Source organism: Chimaeribacter californicus (assembly GCF_002858675.1).
Classification (GTDB): Bacteria; Pseudomonadota; Gammaproteobacteria; order Enterobacterales; family Enterobacteriaceae; genus Chimaeribacter; species Chimaeribacter californicus.
The window spans coordinates 40,273-59,478 of sequence record NZ_PJZF01000011.1; the positions used below are offsets into that span (position 1 = coordinate 40,273).

At 59.3% G+C, this 19,206-nt stretch carries 16 protein-coding genes; 8 read left to right on the top strand and 8 right to left on the bottom strand.

Features of this window, described 5'->3' with window-relative positions:
* Positions 1 to 153 precede the first annotated feature (153 nt).
* From CYR55_RS13470 to CYR55_RS13480, 4 genes are all read left to right on the top strand, one after another.
* Complete coding sequence (locus CYR55_RS13470) at positions 154 to 384, top strand: YebO family protein (protein ID WP_101816641.1); 231 nt, start codon at positions 154 to 156, stop codon at positions 382 to 384.
* A gap of 264 nt (positions 385 to 648) precedes the next feature.
* Positions 649 to 813, top strand: coding sequence for a hypothetical protein (locus tag CYR55_RS23575; protein ID WP_165699592.1), 165 nt, complete (start codon positions 649 to 651; stop codon positions 811 to 813).
* A gap of 282 nt (positions 814 to 1,095) precedes the next feature.
* On the top strand, positions 1,096 to 1,947 hold the full coding sequence (locus tag CYR55_RS13475) for a manganese catalase family protein (RefSeq protein WP_101816642.1): 852 nt from the start codon (positions 1,096 to 1,098) through the stop codon (positions 1,945 to 1,947).
* A 392-nt stretch (positions 1,948 to 2,339) separates the two neighbouring features.
* Positions 2,340 to 2,771 (top strand): OsmC family protein, encoded by a 432-nt coding sequence (locus CYR55_RS13480; protein ID WP_101816643.1) that lies wholly within the window; start codon positions 2,340 to 2,342, stop codon positions 2,769 to 2,771.
* A 62-nt stretch (positions 2,772 to 2,833) separates the two neighbouring features.
* Here CYR55_RS13480 and CYR55_RS13485 read toward each other — a convergent pair whose 3' ends face one another.
* The 3 genes from CYR55_RS13485 to dsbB form a co-directional block, all read right to left on the bottom strand.
* The gene (locus tag CYR55_RS13485) at positions 2,834 to 3,082 is read right to left on the bottom strand and encodes a hypothetical protein (protein ID WP_101816644.1); all 249 of its coding nucleotides are present in this window, start codon (positions 3,080 to 3,082) and stop codon (positions 2,834 to 2,836) included.
* A 217-nt stretch (positions 3,083 to 3,299) separates the two neighbouring features.
* On the bottom strand, positions 3,300 to 5,258 hold the full coding sequence (locus CYR55_RS13490) for a methyl-accepting chemotaxis protein (protein WP_241522153.1): 1,959 nt from the start codon (positions 5,256 to 5,258) through the stop codon (positions 3,300 to 3,302).
* A 902-nt stretch (positions 5,259 to 6,160) separates the two neighbouring features.
* Positions 6,161 to 6,691 carry a disulfide bond formation protein DsbB gene (dsbB, locus tag CYR55_RS13495; RefSeq protein ID WP_101816646.1) on the bottom strand — a complete coding sequence of 177 codons (531 nt, stop codon included), beginning with the start codon at positions 6,689 to 6,691 and terminating at the stop codon, positions 6,161 to 6,163.
* Between the two features lie 276 nt (positions 6,692 to 6,967).
* Between dsbB and fadR the strand changes: the two genes are divergently transcribed.
* Positions 6,968 to 7,690 (top strand): fatty acid metabolism transcriptional regulator FadR, encoded by a 723-nt coding sequence (gene fadR / locus CYR55_RS13500; RefSeq protein WP_101816647.1) that lies wholly within the window; start codon positions 6,968 to 6,970, stop codon positions 7,688 to 7,690.
* Positions 7,691 to 7,798: 108 nt separating this feature from the next.
* Here fadR and CYR55_RS13505 read toward each other — a convergent pair whose 3' ends face one another.
* Positions 7,799 to 9,328 (bottom strand): SpoVR family protein, encoded by a 1,530-nt coding sequence (locus tag CYR55_RS13505; RefSeq protein WP_146000982.1) that lies wholly within the window; start codon positions 9,326 to 9,328, stop codon positions 7,799 to 7,801.
* A gap of 580 nt (positions 9,329 to 9,908) precedes the next feature.
* On the opposite strand from CYR55_RS13505, the gene CYR55_RS13510 reads away from it, so the two are divergent.
* Positions 9,909 to 11,213 (top strand): D-amino acid dehydrogenase, encoded by a 1,305-nt coding sequence (locus tag CYR55_RS13510; RefSeq protein ID WP_101816648.1) that lies wholly within the window; start codon positions 9,909 to 9,911, stop codon positions 11,211 to 11,213.
* An 81-nt stretch (positions 11,214 to 11,294) separates the two neighbouring features.
* On the top strand, positions 11,295 to 12,368 hold the full coding sequence (dadX, locus tag CYR55_RS13515) for a catabolic alanine racemase DadX (RefSeq protein WP_101816649.1): 1,074 nt from the start codon (positions 11,295 to 11,297) through the stop codon (positions 12,366 to 12,368).
* Between the two features lie 30 nt (positions 12,369 to 12,398).
* Here dadX and CYR55_RS13520 read toward each other — a convergent pair whose 3' ends face one another.
* Both CYR55_RS13520 and nadE read right to left on the bottom strand, forming a co-directional pair.
* The gene (locus tag CYR55_RS13520) at positions 12,399 to 13,619 is read right to left on the bottom strand and encodes a multidrug effflux MFS transporter (protein WP_101816650.1); all 1,221 of its coding nucleotides are present in this window, start codon (positions 13,617 to 13,619) and stop codon (positions 12,399 to 12,401) included.
* 115 nt (positions 13,620 to 13,734) lie between these two features.
* Positions 13,735 to 14,565, bottom strand: coding sequence for an ammonia-dependent NAD(+) synthetase (nadE, locus tag CYR55_RS13525; protein ID WP_101816651.1), 831 nt, complete (start codon positions 14,563 to 14,565; stop codon positions 13,735 to 13,737).
* A 384-nt stretch (positions 14,566 to 14,949) separates the two neighbouring features.
* Between nadE and CYR55_RS13530 the strand changes: the two genes are divergently transcribed.
* On the top strand, positions 14,950 to 15,756 hold the full coding sequence (locus CYR55_RS13530; RefSeq protein ID WP_101816652.1) for a hypothetical protein: 807 nt from the start codon (positions 14,950 to 14,952) through the stop codon (positions 15,754 to 15,756).
* A gap of 78 nt (positions 15,757 to 15,834) precedes the next feature.
* Here the strand turns inward: CYR55_RS13530 and CYR55_RS13535 are convergent, their stop codons facing one another.
* The gene (locus CYR55_RS13535; protein ID WP_101816653.1) at positions 15,835 to 16,689 is read right to left on the bottom strand and encodes an SDR family oxidoreductase; all 855 of its coding nucleotides are present in this window, start codon (positions 16,687 to 16,689) and stop codon (positions 15,835 to 15,837) included.
* 51 nt (positions 16,690 to 16,740) lie between these two features.
* On the bottom strand, positions 16,741 to 19,014 hold the full coding sequence (gene katE, locus CYR55_RS13540; protein WP_101816654.1) for a catalase HPII: 2,274 nt from the start codon (positions 19,012 to 19,014) through the stop codon (positions 16,741 to 16,743).
* Positions 19,015 to 19,206: the final 192 nt, after the last annotated feature.

The window sequence follows — 19,206 nt, forward strand, 5'->3', positions numbered from 1 at the left end:
CCAGAGAATGAAAGCGCAATAATACCGCGGGGGCCGGCATAACCGGCCCTAAAAAATATCATAAAGAGAATATGGCCGTTTGTGATGCGCCAATAATAGCATCAGCCCGCCCGCTTGCTATCATCAGGTTGTCTTATATAAGCAGGGGGTTTTATGACTGGAAATGGGTTCTTTACGTTGCTTTCCTGGCTGGCGCTTCTTTTCGTGGTATTTTATCTGATTCGCGCCGCAGTACGTGCCAATCAACATATGGAATTACTTAAACAGATGGTGGAAAACCAGGAGACGCTTATTTTTATGCTCTCCAAAACACCGAACGTGTACCCTTTCACAGCCGCACCCGTGGCGAAAAAAAGAGGGGATCACCTTAAGGAAGAGAAATAGCCCTGTCAGGGGTACGTCCTTCACCCGCTTCGGCGGGTTTTTTATGGCTAAAAGATTGATAACCCTGGCACCCGGCAATGGCATCACCAGAATAATTCATCTGTTCTAAAAAGATTACGGCTATTTTTCATCACATAAAAGCTCAGCGAGATTACCTATAAAATATCACGGATAAATACGGTGAAGTAATGATGTTTTTTATATTGCTGAGTCTATTAGCATTGCTACTCTATTAAGGCATTTGCGATGTTATCAGGAGGCTTTATGACAAGCTTTGTAATGACCGCCATCATTTCCTGGCTTATCTCCTCAGCGGTTATTTACCAGGTGGTAAAAGGGTTCGCCGGGGAAAGCGGCACAGCGTTCTGGGTTACAACTTTGGTTACCTGGGGCTTTGGGGCATTTATTCTTTTTAATGCGGTGCTTTAATCCCTGCCCGGCAGAGGCCGGCGTGAGAGTCAAAACATTACCCGGAATAAGCAATCAGGAGGAAATAGTATTTTACCCGGTCGCCAGCGCTGTGTGAGGCACGTAAGCCTTTACCCGGCTAACCGGCAGAGGTATGCCGGGTCTGCTTTTCCTGACAGAACAAGACGCTGGCGCCTCACACTGAACTAAATGAGAATCTTTCTCTTTTCTTTTTGCGTTTTTCCCCATCCCCTTCCATGCTTGTTGTTCAATATTTAATCAGTGCAATGAGAGGAGGTTGGTATGTTTCACCATTCATCGAAACTGCAATATCCGGTACGCGTAGACAAACCCGATCCTGAGTTTGCCATGCTGTTGCAACAGGCCATCGGCGGGGTAGAAGGCGAAATCCGCGTGGCGATGCAGTATTTCTTCCAGGCGATGGGCGCACGTGGCGACGCCAGAATCAAAGATTTATTGATTTCGACAGCAACCGAGGAGTTAGCGCATATCGAAATGCTTGGTTACGCTGTCGCATTAAATCTTGAAGGTGCGCCGCTCTCTTATCAGGAAGCCTCAGCCCAGGACCCAGTGGTTAACGCCATACTGGGCGGTATGAACCCGCGGCATATTCTCTCGTCCGGCTTGTCCGCCATGCCGGTAAACGCCAATGGTGTGCCGTTTGATATGAGCCATATCTATGCCTCGGGCAATGTGGCAGCGGATATGCTGGCGAATGTCACGGCGGAGGCGACCGGGCGGGTGCTGGCAACCCGGCTGTATAACTTCACGGAAGATAAAGGAATGAAAGATTTCCTCTCCTTCCTGATTGCCCGCGACACCATGCACCAGCAGCAGTGGCTGGCGGTGATTGAGGAGATGGGCGGTATTGGGGCGTCGTTGCCGATTCCGAACAGCTTCCCGCCGGAAGGGGAAGCCAACGAGCATTCTTACTATTGCCTGAATACCTCGCTGGATAAACCGTTACCGGAAGGCCGCTGGAGCCAGGGGCCCTCTTATGATGGCCGGGGTCAGTTTACCGCCAAACAGGAGCCGGAACTGCTGGGGAGCGAGCCGCTGCTGGGCAATGCCCGGCCGGGTTCCGGTGCGCAACAGGAGCAGATCAGCGGTGTGCCGCCGGAGCAGCCGGTATAACGGCATACCGTCACTCTTTTCTCAGGCCGCGCGGGTGCGTGGCCTTTTTTATTCGTGCGGCGCGAACAGCCATAAAAAAAACCGGCGCGAAGACCGGTCAGGTGGTTGCTATCATCATTTTATAATTAGACGAGGCGCCGTAGCGCTGCGGCAGAATAGGCATCGCGCATGACAAACTGATGACAACAGGAAAAAAAGCCGGCCATGCCTGCTGTTTACGTCTTGTTGCATTCGCGCCGCTTCCCCGCCAAGGCGCGCCAGCCGGGAAGGAGAGGGGGCCAGCCGTGTGGCGGCGGCCCCTTTTTTGCCGGCATGCCGGTATAGCCGGGAAAATTAACTATACTTATCACCTATGTACACTTCATTTACCTACAACCCACCGGAGGATAACAATGACGATTCATAAGAAAGGTCAGGCACACTGGGAAGGCGATATCAAACAGGGTAAGGGGTATATCTCCACGGAAAGCGGGGCGCTGAATCAACAGCCCTACGGCTTTAACACCCGTTTTGAAGGCAAAGCCGGTACCAACCCGGAAGAGTTGATTGGTGCGGCGCACTCCGCCTGCTTCTCCATGGCGCTGTCACTGATGTTGGGTGAAGAGGGCTATACGCCGGAAAGCATCGATACCACCGCAGACGTGTCACTGGATAAAGTGGGTGGCGGCTATGCGATTACCAAAGTGGCATTGACCAGCACCGTGAAGCTGCCGGGCATTGAAAAAGAGACGTTTGATAAAATTATCAACAAGGCCAAAGCGGGCTGCCCGGTCTCCCAGCTCATCAGCGCAGAGATTACGCTGGATTACCAATTGCAAAACTGACTGTCGTGAACCCCGCCCGTCGGGCGGGGTGTTCAGCCAGCCCTATTCACGCTTTTCCCGCGTTACCACGACTCCGTTAATTTATCGACAATCACCCGCCCCTGAGCGTCATGCTGGGTAATCCGGCAATCTACCGGGTAGGAGCGGCGCGTATTGAGCTTGTCATACACCGAGACTTTCCCTTTAACCACGCCATGCCGGTCAGTGATCTGGTAGACGGTGATCTCTTCCTGGCCCTGATTCGGCAGGCGCACATGGTCAATTTTTTTAAGGGTATCGCTGTCAGTTAATTGCAGGTGATCTCTTAACATTTTTATTACCTCTTGTTGGGTAGGCTGGCAGTATATGCCTGATATTTATGGTTTCAATCGAATATTTGATTTGATAAACCAGGCTTTAACGAGTAAAGCGCGGCGGGTAGAGTGGCGTAAATTCAGCAGCTTAGGCGTCGGGCGGCAGCAGAAAAGAATATGCCGGTGCAGGCAGGCGAAAAAAAACCGCCTGACGGCGGTTTGGGAAGGGTAACGCTTAGCTGGAGGCCAGTTTTTGCAACAGCGTCAACTGGGTAACGGCTTCGTCCATCGCATCCATGCCCCCGGCCAGCGATTTCAGCTGCCCCAGGTTAGCGGCAATGTCATTACGCTCGCGGCCGGTATCGGCACTCATCGCCGCAATCTGGTCTGCGGCTGAAATGCTCTGGTCGGCCATCCCCTGGGTGGTCTCCACCGTGGTGGTGGCCACGGACCGGATGCGGGAGATGGTCACGACGGCCTCATTGATGTGCTTGCGGGTGGCGTCAGCCTGCTCTTTGGCAGACTGCGCCAGCCGCCGTACTTCACCGGCCACCACCGCGAACCCGCGCCCGGCCTCACCGGCCCGGGCCGCTTCGACCGCCGCATTCAGCGCCAGCAGGTTAGTCTGGAACGCAATGGTGCTGATGCCGCCGGTGATGGTGGTGATCCCGGCTGAGATCTGCTCGAGATCGTTCAGCCCGCTTTCCAGCCGGCCTTGTGCCTCCCGGCTTTCAATCGCCGCATCACTGATGGCGCGGATGCTGCTCTCCGCCAGCGACAGCGTCTCGCTCTGGCTGACGGTGGCATGCTCCAGCTGCGGCAGGGTGGTCATCAACGGGGCCAGGCCATGCTGGTACTCCACCACCCGGCCAATCACCTTCGACTGGATCCCGTGCAGCGCCTCCCAGCGGCGTAAGGCGCGCTGGGTATAGTGTGCCGCGTAGTTGGCGTACTCTATCGGGAAACGGGTCATGGCATTGACCTGATGATCGAAGAACACCAGCGCAGAGAGCGTCTGGTTGATCGGCACCCCCAGAATCTCACCAAAGCTGGAGAACCCGGCTGCCGGCACATCCTCAAAAAAACGTGCGCCGGGCAGCTCGGCGGTATTCCCGACGCGCCGCAGGATACAGTCATTCAGCAGCATGGCGGAGGGTTTGCCGTGCTGGCTGACAAACCCCTGCCAGTCGCGCCGGGTGGTGCCTTTGAAGTCCGTGGCCTTGAGCAGATAGAGCCGGTCACCAAATTCCAGATCGCAGAAAAAGGTGAGATGGTCCGGCTGGAAGGTGGCAATGGAACGGATAAAATATTCATTGTCAACCTTCACGGCAAACGTCAGCCCGGTCAGCCGTTCGCTGACCTGATGCGGCGCGCAGCGCAAATAGGCGGCCAGCGCCTCCAGGATCGGTTGCGGGCGGCCATCGGCATCAAATACCGAACTCAGGGTACGGGCCACCGGGTCAGCCTGGGCGACCAGCCAGCTTTGCGCGGTCGGCTCAAAGTTCTGGCTTTTGAACGGTGCGAAAGATTTCCCCTCCGCGATTTGGCAGAACACAATCACCGCTTTGCCTTGCAGCACGGCATTGCCGGTACCGATATAGGTGCCGTCAAACTCCAGCGATCCCCCGGCCGAGCCGCCGATAGCCAGGCAAGGGAAACGGCCGGAGGCGTACCAGGCCTGCATCAGGAAGCCTTCCGAGGCGGAAAGGCCGTCACAATAGACCATCGCAAACGTCCGGTCCGCGGAGAGCGGCATACTGACGCGCACGCGCTCCAGCTCGCCACGGATGGCCGTGACCCGTTGCCGGGCCGAAAGCCCGTTGCGGACCTGCAAATCGACCACATGCACTTCATGGCGGGTGATCAGGCTCTGCGGCAGCCATAGCCAGCTGCCCTGGCGGCTGTTCTGGTCACAATAGGTGGAGCCTTGCGCCTGGTTGCCCAGCGCCCCGTAGGAGGAGAGCGCCAGCACGGTGCGGTTGGGCGCGGCCAGGCGTTGCCAGGCCGCATTGACGTGGGGGAAATCCGCGCCTGGTGGGGTAAAGGTCATTAACAGGCCGCCCTTATCGGGCAGGCCCAGTGCACTGAGTGAGGCGGGTAACGCGCCGCAATCAAAAACACCGCTGGCCGGCCGGCTGCGCCCTGTGGGCAGCAGCGAGCCGAGAAAATCAGAGCGGGTGCGGGGTGTCGGCATAATGCCCATGGTGTTACCTATTTATTAGAGCGCAAAAAGAGAGCAGGTCCATACCGGATACAGCGTCTGTCTCTCAGGATACCCGCAGGGCAGGCGGCGCCTGTTGGACGCAAACGCATCCTTTCTTCGCCGGCCCTGCGTACTGGTCATGGCGTCATCCTTACAGGTGACAACAAGGGTATCGGCGTGATAGTTCAGTAACGTGAGTAAAATCAGCCCCGGCAGGCGGTTTATTTGCGTATGTTAAGCGTTTGTTTAGAAAGCTTTGCTGGCAGGGAAAGTAATTTGCGTTAAGCGGGGAAAATCAGGGGAATACCTTTGCATAATGCAGGCGAAAAAAAGCCCACAACGGAGAGCGGGCGTAGGGATAGTACCGATCATTACGTGGATCTGCGCCCACCCCTTGATAGTAGACAGCTTACCCGGAGATTGAAACTGGCAGAAATCTCAAAAAAAACCCGCCATCGGGGCGGGCCGGAAAATTATCCGCTACAAGAGGCTCCTATAGCGTGATTATTAAAGGGGGGTAATAATCACCGCGAAATAATAACGCATGTGATATTTAAATCAATAACGCTTTGAAAATAATGGATTTTTAGGATAAATCCGGCTTTTTTTTGCTTTTCATGGCTGAATTTTTTGCGGGAGGGGAAAAGGAAAGTAAAAACCCGCTCATAGGCGGGTTATTTTTTTATATTACTGCTTTTTTTATAATACCTGGTGTGGGGCAGACATCGCGTTTCGTTGCTGTCTGGAAATAGATTGTCATATTTTTGCTAAAGAGGTAAATCGGTTAACGCTATTGATTTAATAGGCGGCTTTAATCAACCCGCCGGCAGGCAGAGAACACCGGCCATAAAAACGGCACCCTGAAGGTGCCGTAAGAGGGGGTGTTTTGCGGCTTAGCGGCCAAAAAGGTCACGTTTGCGCGGTGGGAAGAATTGCGCCACCACCACCAGCAGGGCCACCAGCAGATAAGCCGCGCAGATAACCACCAGCCACTGCGGCATACCGAGTGACAGGAATTCCCATTGCTTCTCGGCGCAGTCACCGGTAGCGACAAACATCCCCGGCACCCATTTGTCCAGCGGCAGCCAGCTGGGGAAGCGGGCGGCAAAATCACAGGTGGTAAAGGGGGAAGGGTGAAGCTGAATCATTGTGTGTTCCCAGGCGAGGCGCAGGCCTTCCCAGGCACTGTAGATCCAGCCGAGCAGCGCCACATAACGCAGCGGTGTGGCCGGGGCCAGCGCGCCCACCACCCCGGCGAAGAACACCCCCAGCAGGGCGCAGCGCTCGTAAATACACATCACGCACGGTTTCAGCAGCATCACATGCTGAAAATAGAGCGCGGCCAGCTCCAGCGCCAGAGCCGTCAGCGCCAGCAGTAACCAGGCACCGCGCCCGCGTGAGCATTGGTTAAGAAATTGCAACATATCGTGGTTATCCCTGCAGTAAATGCCTGATCGGCAGTGTAAACCAATTCAGCCGCGCTGCCAGCTACCGCAAAGCAAATATGCGTAAAAAGCGGGGAAGGTGAGGCCGCCAGCCAGTGTGCTGCGCCACAAAAAGAAAGCGTGACCGCACAAAATCGGGCAGTGACTGTACAGGTTGCCTGAATGTTAGCTTTTGGTGCTATAACCGGCCAAAGACGTCTGGTATGATGAGCTGAATTTTATGGCTTACATTCGTCGCTACGGAACGTTAAACACATGGTTATTAAGGCGCAAAGTCCTGCCGGTTTCGCGGAAGAGTACATTATCGAAAGTATCTGGAATAATCGCTTCCCTCCTGGCTCTATTTTGCCCGCGGAGCGTGAGTTATCAGAGTTGATCGGGGTCACCCGCACCACGCTGCGCGAAGTTCTGCAACGTCTGGCCCGTGATGGCTGGCTGACCATCCAGCACGGCAAACCGACCCGGGTCAATAATTTCTGGGAGACCTCCGGGCTGAACATCCTGGAGACGCTGGCCCGGCTGGATCATGACAGCGTGCCGCAGCTGATTGATAACCTGCTGGCGGTGCGTACCAACATCGCCTCGATCTTTATCCGCACCGCGGTGCGTCAGCACCCGGAAAAAACCCAGGAAATCCTGGCGCAGGCCGGCAGCGTGGATGACCATGCAGACGCCTTCAGCGAGCTGGATTACGGCATCTTCCGCGGGCTGGCTTTCGCCTCCGGCAACCCGATCTACGGCCTGATTCTGAACGGGCTGCGCGGGCTGTATATGCGCGTCGGCCGTTACTACTTCTCCAACCCGGAGGCGCGCAAACTGGCGCTGGCGTTTTATGCCCGGCTGGCGGAGCTGAGCCAGGACAAACTCTACGATCAGGTGATGGAGTGTGTGCGTAATTACGGCAAAGAGAGCGGGGCGATTTGGCACAGTATGCAGGGCACCATGCCAAGCACGCTGACGACCGAAACCCGCCGCTGAGTGTTACGTCCGGCACGTTAAACAGCAAAAAGGCACCCGGGGGTGCCTTTTTTTATACCGGGCGATGCTCCGCGTTACAGCGGTGTGGTTGTCACAACGGTGTCGTTGTCACAGCGGTGTCGTACGCGCCGGGCAGCGCTCCAGCAGCTCGATGCTGCCGTCATCGCCTTTCTGCTCCATATACACGTCAAACCCCCACAGGCGATGGATATGCTTCATCACCTCACGGCGGCTCTTGTCCAGCGGCGCGCGCTCATGCGGAATGTAACGCAGCGTCAGCGAACGGTCACCGCGCAGGTCAACATTCCAGACCTGGATATTCGGCTCATGGTTGCTGAGGTTGTATTGTGCTGACAGCTCCTGGCGGATGGCGCGGTAGCCCTCTTCGTTGTGGATCGCCGCGATCTCCAGGAAGTTGTTGTGGTCATCATCCAGCACGGTGAACAGGCGGAAGTCACGCATCACTTTTGGTGACAGGAACTGGCTGATAAAGCTCTCGTCCTTGAAGTCACGCATCGCGAAGTGCAGCGTGTCCAGCCAGTCAGAACCGGCGATGTCCGGGAACCAGTAGCGGTCTTCCTCGGTCGGGGTCTGGCAGATGCGTTTGATGTCCTGGAACATCGCGAAGCCCAGCGCATAGGGGTTAATGCCGCTGTAATAGGGGCTGTTGTAGGGTGGCTGGTACACCACGTTAGTGTGGCTGTGCAGGAACTCCAGCATAAAGCGTTCCGTGACCAGCCCCTCGTCATACATATGGTTAAGGATGGTGTAGTGCCAGAAAGTCGCCCAGCCCTCGTTCATTACCTGCGTCTGTTTCTGCGGGTAGAAATACTGGCTGATTTTGCGCACGATGCGCAGCACCTCACGCTGCCACGGCTCCAGCAGCGGCGCATTCTTCTCCATAAAGTAGAGTAAATTCTCCTGCGGCTCAGCCGGGAAGCGGCGCGCCACCTCCGGGATCGCCTCGCGCTCGCGGCGCGGCAGGGTTTTCCACAGCGAATTCACCTGGCTTTGCAGGTACTCCTCGCGGCTTTTCTGCCGGGCGCGCTCCTCCTGCAAGGAGACTTTTTGCGGCCGTTTGTAGCGGTCAACGCCGTAATTCATCAGCGCGTGGCAGGAGTCGAGCAGCTTCTCCACCTCTACTGCGCCGTAGCGCTCCTCGCACTCACTGATGTAGTGGCGGGCAAACAGCAGGTAATCCACGATGGAGCCGGCATCCGTCCAGCTGCGGAACAGGTAGTTGTTTTTGAAGAAGGAGTTGTGGCCGTAACAGGCATGGGCCATCACCAGCGCCTGCATGGTCATGGTGTTCTCTTCCATCAGGTAGGCGATGCAGGGATCGGAATTAATCACGATCTCATACGCCAGCCCCTGTTGGCCATGTTTGTAACGCTGCTCGGTCTCGATGAATTTTTTGCCGAACGACCAGTGGGTATAGTTGATCGGCATCCCGATGCTGGAGTAGGCATCCATCATTTGTTCAGAGGTAATCACCTCAATCTGATGCGGGTAGGTATCCAGCCGGTAATGTTTGGCAACCCGGTCAATCTGCTCAAGATAGGTCTGGAGCAGTTCAAACGTCCAGTCCGGGCCATCACTCAGGCGTTCCTGTTTAATCTGCTCTTGCGTCATAGTCATCAGCGCACCCTCATTGTTGTCAGGCCTGATCGTCCGGCCTCCTATCAATCGTAGCTCAAACTTTATGCATCGGGCAGGCCGCCTGCCGGTAAACCAGCCATTCGGCCCGTGATTGCCGTGCAAAAGCAGCCATTTACTGCGGCGGCAGGCTTCCGGCCCACGGCGCGGCAGCCCGCGCCCGGCCGGGCCAGAGCCTATCCTACGCCCTTCACCGGCCGGCTGCCCACCGGCACGGGTATGAAGTGTGGGGAATTAGCGCGCAGAGGCAGCATTTCATTCTGTCGTTAAGCAAATCACCCAGCACTATCTGTGGTGAAACGCGGGGCCGGGCATCCCGATCTGTTTGGTGCGGGCAATGCTGTCATTGCTGTCAAAAAGCGGGGATTTTTCTGCGCGAGTGGCCGTTTCACGGGATCTTATCGCTATTTCATGACGCCTATTGAAAAAGCCGGGGGGATAAAGGATAAATATTTGTGAAAATTATCACGACTATTGCGGATATTGTTGGACGGTCATTTCTGTTGAGTTAATTTAACGTTAACAGAAGATTGTGCTTTTAATGCCTTGAGGTGGAGTCACTATGCGGGTTTTGGTATTAGGAAGTGGCGTGGTGGGCGTGGCCAGCGCCTGGTATCTGGCGAAAGCGGGGCATGAGGTCACCGTGGTAGACCGCCAGCCCGGCCCGGCGGAGGAGACCAGTGCCGGCAACGCGGGCCAGATCTCCCCCGGTTATGCGGCGCCCTGGGCGGCGCCCGGCGTGCCGCTCAAGGCGATTAAGTGGATGTTCCAGCGCCATGCGCCGCTGGCGATCCGCCTGGACGGCAGCAGCTTCCAGCTGCGCTGGATGTGGCAGATGTTGCGTAACTGCGACATGCGCCACTACCAGACCAACAAAGGCCGCATGGTGCGCCTGTCCGAATACAGCCGCGACTGCCTGAAAGCGCTGCGCCGTGACACCGGCATCCGTTATGAAGGGCGGCAGGGCGGCACGCTGCAACTCTTCCGCACCGCCCAGCAGTATGAGAACGCCGCCAAAGATATCGCCGTGTTGCAGGAGGCGGGGGTGCCGTACCAGTTGCTGGAATCCGCCCGGCTCGCCAGCGTGGAACCGGCGCTGGCCGGCGTGGCGCATAAGCTGACCGGCGGCCTGCGCCTGCCGAATGATGAAACCGGGGACTGCCAGCTCTTTACCCGCCAGCTGGCGGAGATGGCGACGCAGGCCGGGGTAAAATTCCTGTTTAACCGCAGTGTGGATCGCCTGCTGGTGGAGGGCAACAGCCTGCGCGGCGTGCAGTGCGGCAATGACATCCTCACCGCCGACAGCTATGTGGTGGCGTTTGGCTCCTATTCCACCGCCTTGCTGGAAGGGCTGGTGTCGATTCCGGTCTACCCGCTGAAAGGGTACTCGCTGACCATCCCGATCGCCGACCCGGATGCCGCGCCATACTCCACGGTGCTGGATGAAACCTACAAAATTGCCATTACCCGCTTTGATAACCGCATCCGCGTCGGCGGCATGGCGGAGATTGTCGGCTTTAACACCGGGCTGGCAAAAGCGCGGCGCGAGACGCTGGAAATGGTGGTAAAAGATCTCTACCCGCACGGCGGCAACGTGGAGCAGGCGACCTTCTGGACCGGCCTGCGGCCGATGACGCCGGACGGCACACCGATTGTCGGCAAAACCCCGCTGAAAAACCTCTACCTCAACACCGGCCACGGTACCCTGGGCTGGACCATGGCCTGCGGCTCCGGCCAGTTGCTGGCGGATATTATCTCCGGCGTGACCCCGGCGATCCCTTGCGAGGATCTGTCGGTGGCGCGTTATCAGCAGGGCTTTGCGGCCGGTACCCCGCCGGGCCGCCCCCGCATTCACCCGGTCAGCTGAGCCGGTGCCTTGCCGCGCGTGCCCGCGCGCGGCGGTTTACCCCTTTTTATTTATCGAGCAGTGTTAACTGAGAGCCTTGCCATGCCCCGTCCGATCGTTGCCACCGTGCACCTTGACGCCCTGCGTCACAACCTGTCCGCAGTACGCCGCCACGCCCCGTCCGCCCACCTCTGGGCGGTGGTCAAAGCCAACGCCTATGGCCATGGCCTGCGCCGGATGTGGCAGGCGTTTGATCAGGCCGATGGTTATGCGCTGCTCAACTATGAAGAGGCGATAACCTTGCGGGAAGCGGGCTGGCAGGGGCCGATTCTGCTGCTGGAGGGGTTTTTCCACGCGGCGGATCTGGCACTGTTGGATCGTTACCGGCTCACCACCGCCGTGCACAGCGCCTGGCAGATTGAGGCGCTGGCCGCAGCGCGGCTGGATGCGCCGGTTGATGTCTACCTGAAACTCAACAGTGGCATGAACCGCCTCGGCTTCCCGCCGGAACAGCTGGCGGCGGCCTGGCAGCAGCTCAGGGCGCTGCCGCAGGTGGGCGCGATAACGCTGATGAGCCATTTCGCCGTGGCTGACGGCCCGGAAGGCGTCAGCCGGCAGTACGCGGTGATTGAGCGGGTGGGGGCGGAGGTGCCGCTGCCGCGCTGCCTCGCCAACTCGGCCGCCACCCTCTGGCACCCGCACACCCACCACGCGGCCGTGCGGCCGGGCATCATTCTGTATGGCGCGTCGCCGAGCGGCGTGGCGCAGGATATCGCCCCGGCCGGGTTGCGAGCGGGCATGAGCCTCACCAGTGAGATAATCGGCCTGCAACAGCTGAGCGCCGGTGACCGCGTCGGCTATGGTGCCACTTACACCGCCACCGGCCCGCAACGCCTGGGCGTGGTGGCCTGCGGCTATGCGGATGGCTACCCCAGGCACGCGCCGACCGGTACCCCGGTCTGCGTGGGCGGCGTGATGACCCGCACGCTGGGGCGCGTCTCCATGGATATGCTGGCGGTGGACCTGACCCCATGCCCGCAGGCCGGGATCGGCACGCCGGTGGAGTTATGGGGGGCGCAACTGCCGGTGGATGAGGTGGCTGCCGCCGCCGGCACATTGGGCTATGAACTGCTGACGGCGGTCACGGCGCGGGTGCCTTTCCGCTACGAAAACTGATGCAGGCACCCGCTGAAGGAGAGGGCGCGGTTACGCGCCCTGGTCTGGGGAGGATGGTTTAGTCAGGGAGGTTAACGTCCCGCGCAGCTGCTTGCTCAGCAGGCGCGCACGCAGCGCCAGCAGGCAACCGGCCAGCATCATCACCGCCAGCGACAGCTTGGGTGACAGCGGCAGCGCCATCGCCGCCAGCCCCAGCAACGAGCCGCCTGCCATCTGCACAAAGCCTACCAGCGCCGAGGCGACTCCGGCCTCGCTGCCGTACGGCTCCAGCGCGTAGCTGGTGGCCGGCCCCATCATAAACGCCAGCCCGGCACAGGCCGCCGCCACCGGCAGCATGTAAACCCACCACTGCACCTGCACCGCCTGCGGCAACAGCAGCACGCCCGCCACCAGCCCCAGCGCACCCAGCAGCATCAGCAGGCTGCCGACCGCCAGGCAGACCGGGCGGCCGAGTTTATGGATCACGCGGTTGGCGAAGAAACTCACAAACAAAATCCAGAAGCCGTTGGCGCCAAACGCCAGCGAAAAGTGCAGCGGCGACAGCCCGCCGGTACCCATCAGCACCGTAGGGGCGAGCGAGACGTAGGTCAGCGCCATGCCCATCGCCCCGGCATTCACCAGGCTGAAGGTGCGGAAACGGCGATCGCGCAGGATGGCGCCGTATTGCCGCAGCGGCAGGCCGCGTACCGGCTGGGTGTCTGCCGGGCGCGTTTCCGGCAGCAGGGTGGCGATCACCACAAACACCACGGCGGCATAGCCGGCCAGGAACCAGAACGGCGCACGCCAGCCAAACGCCTCCGCCAGCAGCCCACCCAGCAGCGGGGCCATCGCCGGCACAATGTTCAGCGTGCCGTTCAGGAAGCCGAAGGCGCGGGCGGCCTCTTCGCCGTTCATGCGGTCACGGATGCCGCTGAACGCCACCACGGCGGTACAGCAGACTGCCAGTCCCTGCACCAGCCGGGAGGCGATAAACATCGCCGGGCTGACGGAGAGCGCCGCCAGCGCCGCCCCGGCCAGGTAGAGGGCAATCCCGGCCAGCGCCACCGGTTTGCGGCCATAGTTGTCCACCAGCGGCCCGGCCACCAGTTGCCCGGCGCCCAGCACCAGGATAAACAGGGAAATCGTTGCCTGAATCACCGCCTGCGGGCTGCCCAGCCCGGCAGCAATGGCAGGAATGGTCGGCAGGTAAAGATCAATGCCCAGAGGGCCAAGCAAGACAATCGAAAGCAGCAGCAGTAAAAATTTTTGCATAGCGTAAGAATAACGTCCTCATCATCATCGTGCCGTAACCGGCAAAAGAAACGCGCCGCATAACAGGCGGCGCGTCAATCACAGAGCGGGGGGTGCCGGCAGCGGCACCTTGCGCTTAGGTTGTTTTCCAGAAGTCGTCAAAGACCGTGACCGGCAACTGGCGTTTGTGCTCGGTGCGGGTATACCAGCGCTCGATAATCTCCGCGACCTTCGGCTCCACCGGTTTGCCTTCCAGGTAGTCGTCAATCATCTCGTAGGTGACACCCAGCGCCACTTCATCCGGCAGGCCGGGGCGATCCTCTTCCAGGTCAGCCGTCGGCACTTTCTTGTAGAGGTGCTCCGGGCAGCCCAGGGCCGCCAGCAGGGCCTTACCCTGGCGCTTGTTAAGGCGGAAAATCGGGTTGATGTCGGTGCCGCCGTCGCCGTATTTGGTGTAGAACCCGGTGACCGCCTCAGCCGCGTGGTCAGTGCCCACCACCAGCCCGCGCGACATGCCGGCAATGCTGTATTGCGCTTTCATCCGTTCACGCGCTTTTTCATTGCCTTTGACGAAGTCCGACAGCTCAATGCCGGCCTTGCGCAGCGCCGCTTCACTGGCAACCACTGACTCTTTGATGTTCACCGTCAGCACGCGGTTGGGCTGGATAAAGGCGATAGCGTCCTGGCAGTCGGCCTCGTCCGCCTGGTTGCCGTACGGCAGGCGCACGCCGATGAATTCGTAGCTGTCGTCACCGGTCTCTTCACGCAGTTCAGTGATTGCCATCTGGCTGAGTTTGCCGGTCAGGGTGGAGTCCTGGCCGCCGCTGATGCCGAGCACCAGCGCCCTCAGTGCCGGGTTAGCCTGAAGATATTCCTTCAGGAAGTCAACGCTGCGGCGGATCTCCTCCTGCGCGTCAATCTGGGGTTTTACCTTGAGTGCCTCGATAATCTCTTGTTGCAATGCCATTGCCACGCCTCCTGAATGCCGGTTAACTGCGGATATCTCTGTTAATTCTAGACATAAAATCATTCATCCCGGAGATAAAACTACCCCGGTGAGGGATAAAGGACAAGGTGAGATCGCGCAGCCAACGGCCGGACGCGCGCAGAGTGGGCAGAAAATCCGCCGTTTATCCAGTGAGTTAGCTATGCTTAACCGGGAGCCGCCCGGCGGAGGCGGTCACTTCCGGATTAATCCGGGGCAACCCCGGCCGGTTTTCGGCGTCACACTCAGGGGTTGATGACAGCTTTGCCCATGATGGGCCAGACAACAAGGAGGATCTATGCAAAGAGCGTTACCCGCGCCATGTGACTTACCGGTTCGTGCCGGAAACAGGGAGGGCGCGCACTGATGGCAACGGCAATTTTTATGGTTTTGATGGTGTGCGGTTATTGGTACACCACCCGCGATGTCTCTTCGCGTTTCAAACTCAAGCGCACCTTTGGCTGGGACGTCTACTTCGTGGTGGCGCTGTACGGCTGTATTTTCGTGTTGCAGGGGCTGCTGGTGATCGCCGTCGTCTACCTGTTGCTGTGGGGCTTCTCCGGGCTGATGAACCAGTTCCCGTGGATAATCGGGCATGACCTCCAGCTGCAACGTGACTTCATCATGTGGAGCTTCTTGGGGATTCAGGCCCCGGTGGTGATCATGCTGGCGGTCTCGGTGCTGCTGTGCCTCTCCTGCACTTCGTGGTCACGCAGTATGCAGCTCGACCCGGCCGGGCGCAAAAGCCTCTACCAGCAGCTGACACGCTCCAACGGCGTGGAAGGGCTGCTCTATCAGTGTATGGACCAGGGCGATTTGGTATTTATTACGCTGCGTTCGCGCCGCGTCTACATCGGCATGGTGCATACCCTGCGCTGCGAGAGCGGCTCCACGGACAACGTGGTATTGATCCCGATGGTCAGCGGCTACCGCGACCCGGAAACCCAGAAGATGCAGGTAGAGCACAACTACGCCAGTTACTACCAGCAGCACGGCATTCTGCCGGATTCTGAGCCGATCTCCGCGCTCTATTTCCGCAAGGTGATCATGCTCAACCAGATCGAGACGCTGTCACTGTTTGACCCGGCCACCGCCACCGCGTTTGAGGCATTGGCCGAACGCGAGCGCGAAGAGGACAAACAGCACGACGCCCTGAAAAACCGCATCCCGTAACCGGCGGCCACAAAAAAGCCGGGCTCCGTTATGGCCCGGCTTTTTTATGCCTGCGGCGATCGGCCGCTGATCATGACGTCAGCCGTTAATCACGACGCCGCCGTTGATGTGGATCGTCTGGCCGCTGACGTAAGAAGAGTCTTTACAGGCCAGGTAGACGTAGGCCGCCGCCAGTTCAGAGGGCTGGCCGGGGCGTTTCATCGGCGTTTCCAGGCCAAATTGTGAGACGTGCTCCTCATCAAAGGTAGACGGGATCAGCGGTGTCCAGATCGGGCCGGGTGCCACGGCGTTCACCCGGATGCCGCGCTCCAGCAGGTTGGTGGAGAGCGAGCGGGTAAAGGCGGTGATCGCCCCTTTGGTGGAGGAGTAGTCAATCAGTTTGGGGTTGCCGCGATAGGCGGTAATGGAGCTGGTGTTGATGATCGCCCCGCCTTCCGGCAGGTGCTTCAGCGCCGCCTGCACCAGGTAAACCATCGAGAAGAAGTTAGTGCGGAAGGTCTTCTCCAGCTGTTCGGCGCTGATCGCTTCCGGCGTCTCTTGCGGGTGCTGCTCACCGGCGATGTTCACCAGCACATCCAGCCCGCCGAAATGGGCGGCGGTTTTTTCCACGGCATCCGTGGCAAATGCCTGATCGCCGAGATCCCCGCGGATCAACAGCGGCTCCGGGCCATACTGGGCCGCCAGGCGCTGGGTTTCACGGGCGTCTTCATCCTCTTCCAGATAAACGATGGCGACTTTCGCCCCCTCTTTGGCATAGGCGATGGTCACGGCGCGGCCGATGCCGCTGTCGCCGCCGGTCACCAGCGCCACTTTCTCCTTCAGCTTGCCACCGGCGCGGTAGTCCTGATCGTCATACAGCGGTTTCGGCTCCATCGGGGCCTCACGGCCGGGTTGCTGGTCCTGGTGCTGTTTGGGCAGGGTGTGTTCGCTCATGGTTCCTCCTTAAAAAAATAGGCGGGGAGGGCGCGCCTCCCCGACACGTCATCAGGCCGGGACGGCGGCCGCCTTGGCGCTGCGTGACCAGATGCGGTGCTGTTCCATGGCATCCAGGAAGCTTTGCAGCAGCCCTTCGGCCTTGGCCCCCTCCGCAATGCCTTCTTCCTGGGCGCTGTCATCAATACCGAGCAGCGGCTTGATGCGGTCGGCATCGCCGCTGAGGCCAATCACCTTCAGGTGCTTGTAGGCTTCCAGCAGGAAGTGGCGGGCGTCACCGTCCAGCAGCAGCGAGTCGATGTTGCCGTTCGGCACCAGCACCGCGTCCACCGTCACCGACGGCGTATTGCCGAAGGTGCCGTTCACCGGCACCGAGGAGCCGTCATCCGCCAGCACTTCACCCATGTGGCGGGCCAGCAGTTTCGGGTGGATACCCTCGGTTTTCAGCGCCTGCAGGATCTCCAGCACATCAGCGGCGTGCACACCGTCACTCAGCAGCACCGCCACGCAGCGCCCTTTCAGCACACCGTCACCGGTGGCGTAAAGGCTCAGGGTCTCATCCTTTTGCAGGCCGTTGACGCTGTGCGGCAGCGGGTATTTCTTCGCGTCATCCGGCAGCCGGAAACCGAGGTTTTTGCCGACTTCTTCCGCCAGGTTGATGTCCACCCGCGCCAGCAGGTCTACCACCCGTTCACGGATGTAGGTGCGGCCGACTTTGCTCAGCTCAAAGGAAAACGCCCCGATAATGTGCTCCTGCTCGACCGGCGTCTGGCTCATCCAGAACAGGCGCGGCTGCGAGTAGTAATCCGCGAAGGATTCACTGCGCTCGCGCACCTTGTGGCCGTCAATGCGCTCGTAATGGCTCTCAAAGCCGCCGCCCGACGCGGCCGGTGGGGTTTCGCGCGGCCAGTTGTTGTTGATGGAGTTCGGTTCATAGCTGGCCGGGTTGGTGTCGATGTCCATCCGGTGCATGCCGTCACGCTGGAAGTTGTGGTAAGGGCAGACCGGCCGGTTAATCGGGATCTCATGGAAGTTCGGCCCACCCAGGCGGCTGATCTGGGTATCGGTGTAGGAGAAGAGCCGCCCCTGCAACAGCGGGTCATTGGTGAAGTCGATGCCGGGCACCACATGGCCGGGGTGGAACGCCACCTGCTCGGTTTCGGCGTGGAAGTTGTCCGGGTTACGGTTCAGCACCATCTTGCCGATGATCTCCACCGGCACCAGCGCCTCGGGGATAAGCTTGGTGGCGTCGAGCAGATCGAAGTCAAAGTTGAACTCATCCTCTTCCGGGATCAGCTGCACCCCCAGCTCATACTCCGGGTAGTCCCCGGCCTCAATCGACTCCCACAGGTCGCGGCGGTGGAAATCGCTGTCTTTACCGGCCAGTTTCTGCGCCTCATCCCACAGCAGCGAGGCCTTGCCCGCCAGCGGCTTCCAGTGGAAGCGCACAAAGGTCGATTTCCCTTCGCCGTTGATAAAGCGGAAGGTATGGATGCCGAACCCTTCCATGGTGCGGTAGCTGCGCGGGATGCCGCGGTCGGACATCGCCCAGAAGACGTTGTGCAGCGTCTCTGGCTGGAGTGAGACGTAGTCCCAGAAGGTGTCGTGGGCGCTGCCGCCCTGCGGCATCTCATGGTGCGGTTCCGGTTTTACCGCGTGCACAAAGTCCGGGAATTTATGGGCATCCTGGATAAAGAACACCGGGGTATTGTTGCCGACCAGGTCGTAGTTGCCCTCGTCGGTGTAAAACTTGGTGGCAAAACCGCGGATGTCGCGCACGGTGTCTGCCGAGCCGCGCGACCCTTGCACCGTGGAGAAGCGCACATAGACCGGGGTCTGTTTCGCCGGGTCCTGCAAAAAGGCCGCCTTGGTGACGTCGCTCATTGACCGGTAGGGCTGGAAATAGCCGTGAGCCGCCGAGCCGCGCGCATGCACGATGCGCTCCGGAATACGCTCATGGTCAAAATGGGTGATCTTCTCCCGCATAATAAAATCTTCGAGCAGCGTCGGGCCACGCACACCGGCCCGCAGCGAGTTCTGATCGTTGGCAATTTTGGTGCCGTGGTCAGTGGTCAGCGGCTGGTTGGCCCCTTGCTTGCGGTGGATCTCCAGCGCATCGAGCTTGGCATTGTGGATGTCCGGGCTTTTCTGGCTGCCGGGGGCGGTAGGCTCCTGGCCGGGCGGGGTAGGCGTGGGGGAGGGCTGGTGCGAGTTATCTGCCGGGGCAAGATCCCCGAGGCCGGGCTTCGCGGCCTGGCCGTCGGTGGCCGGGGCCGTGTGGGTCGCGGTTTTCAGGGTTGTCTGATGACCTGTTGTTTTCGACATTGAGCAATACTCCTCTGGGGCGACGCGCTTATCGGTGCGCTTTGGGATGACCTTCAGATGGTGCAACCACTAACTATAGGACATCACGCTGGCTTAACCTGAATTCTCAGAGAATTCATGTTATCTTGTAGCGGAGGTTATTTTTTAGCCACTCTTACTCCGGCTTGCCCGGCCTGCTCTCTGAATCTTTCA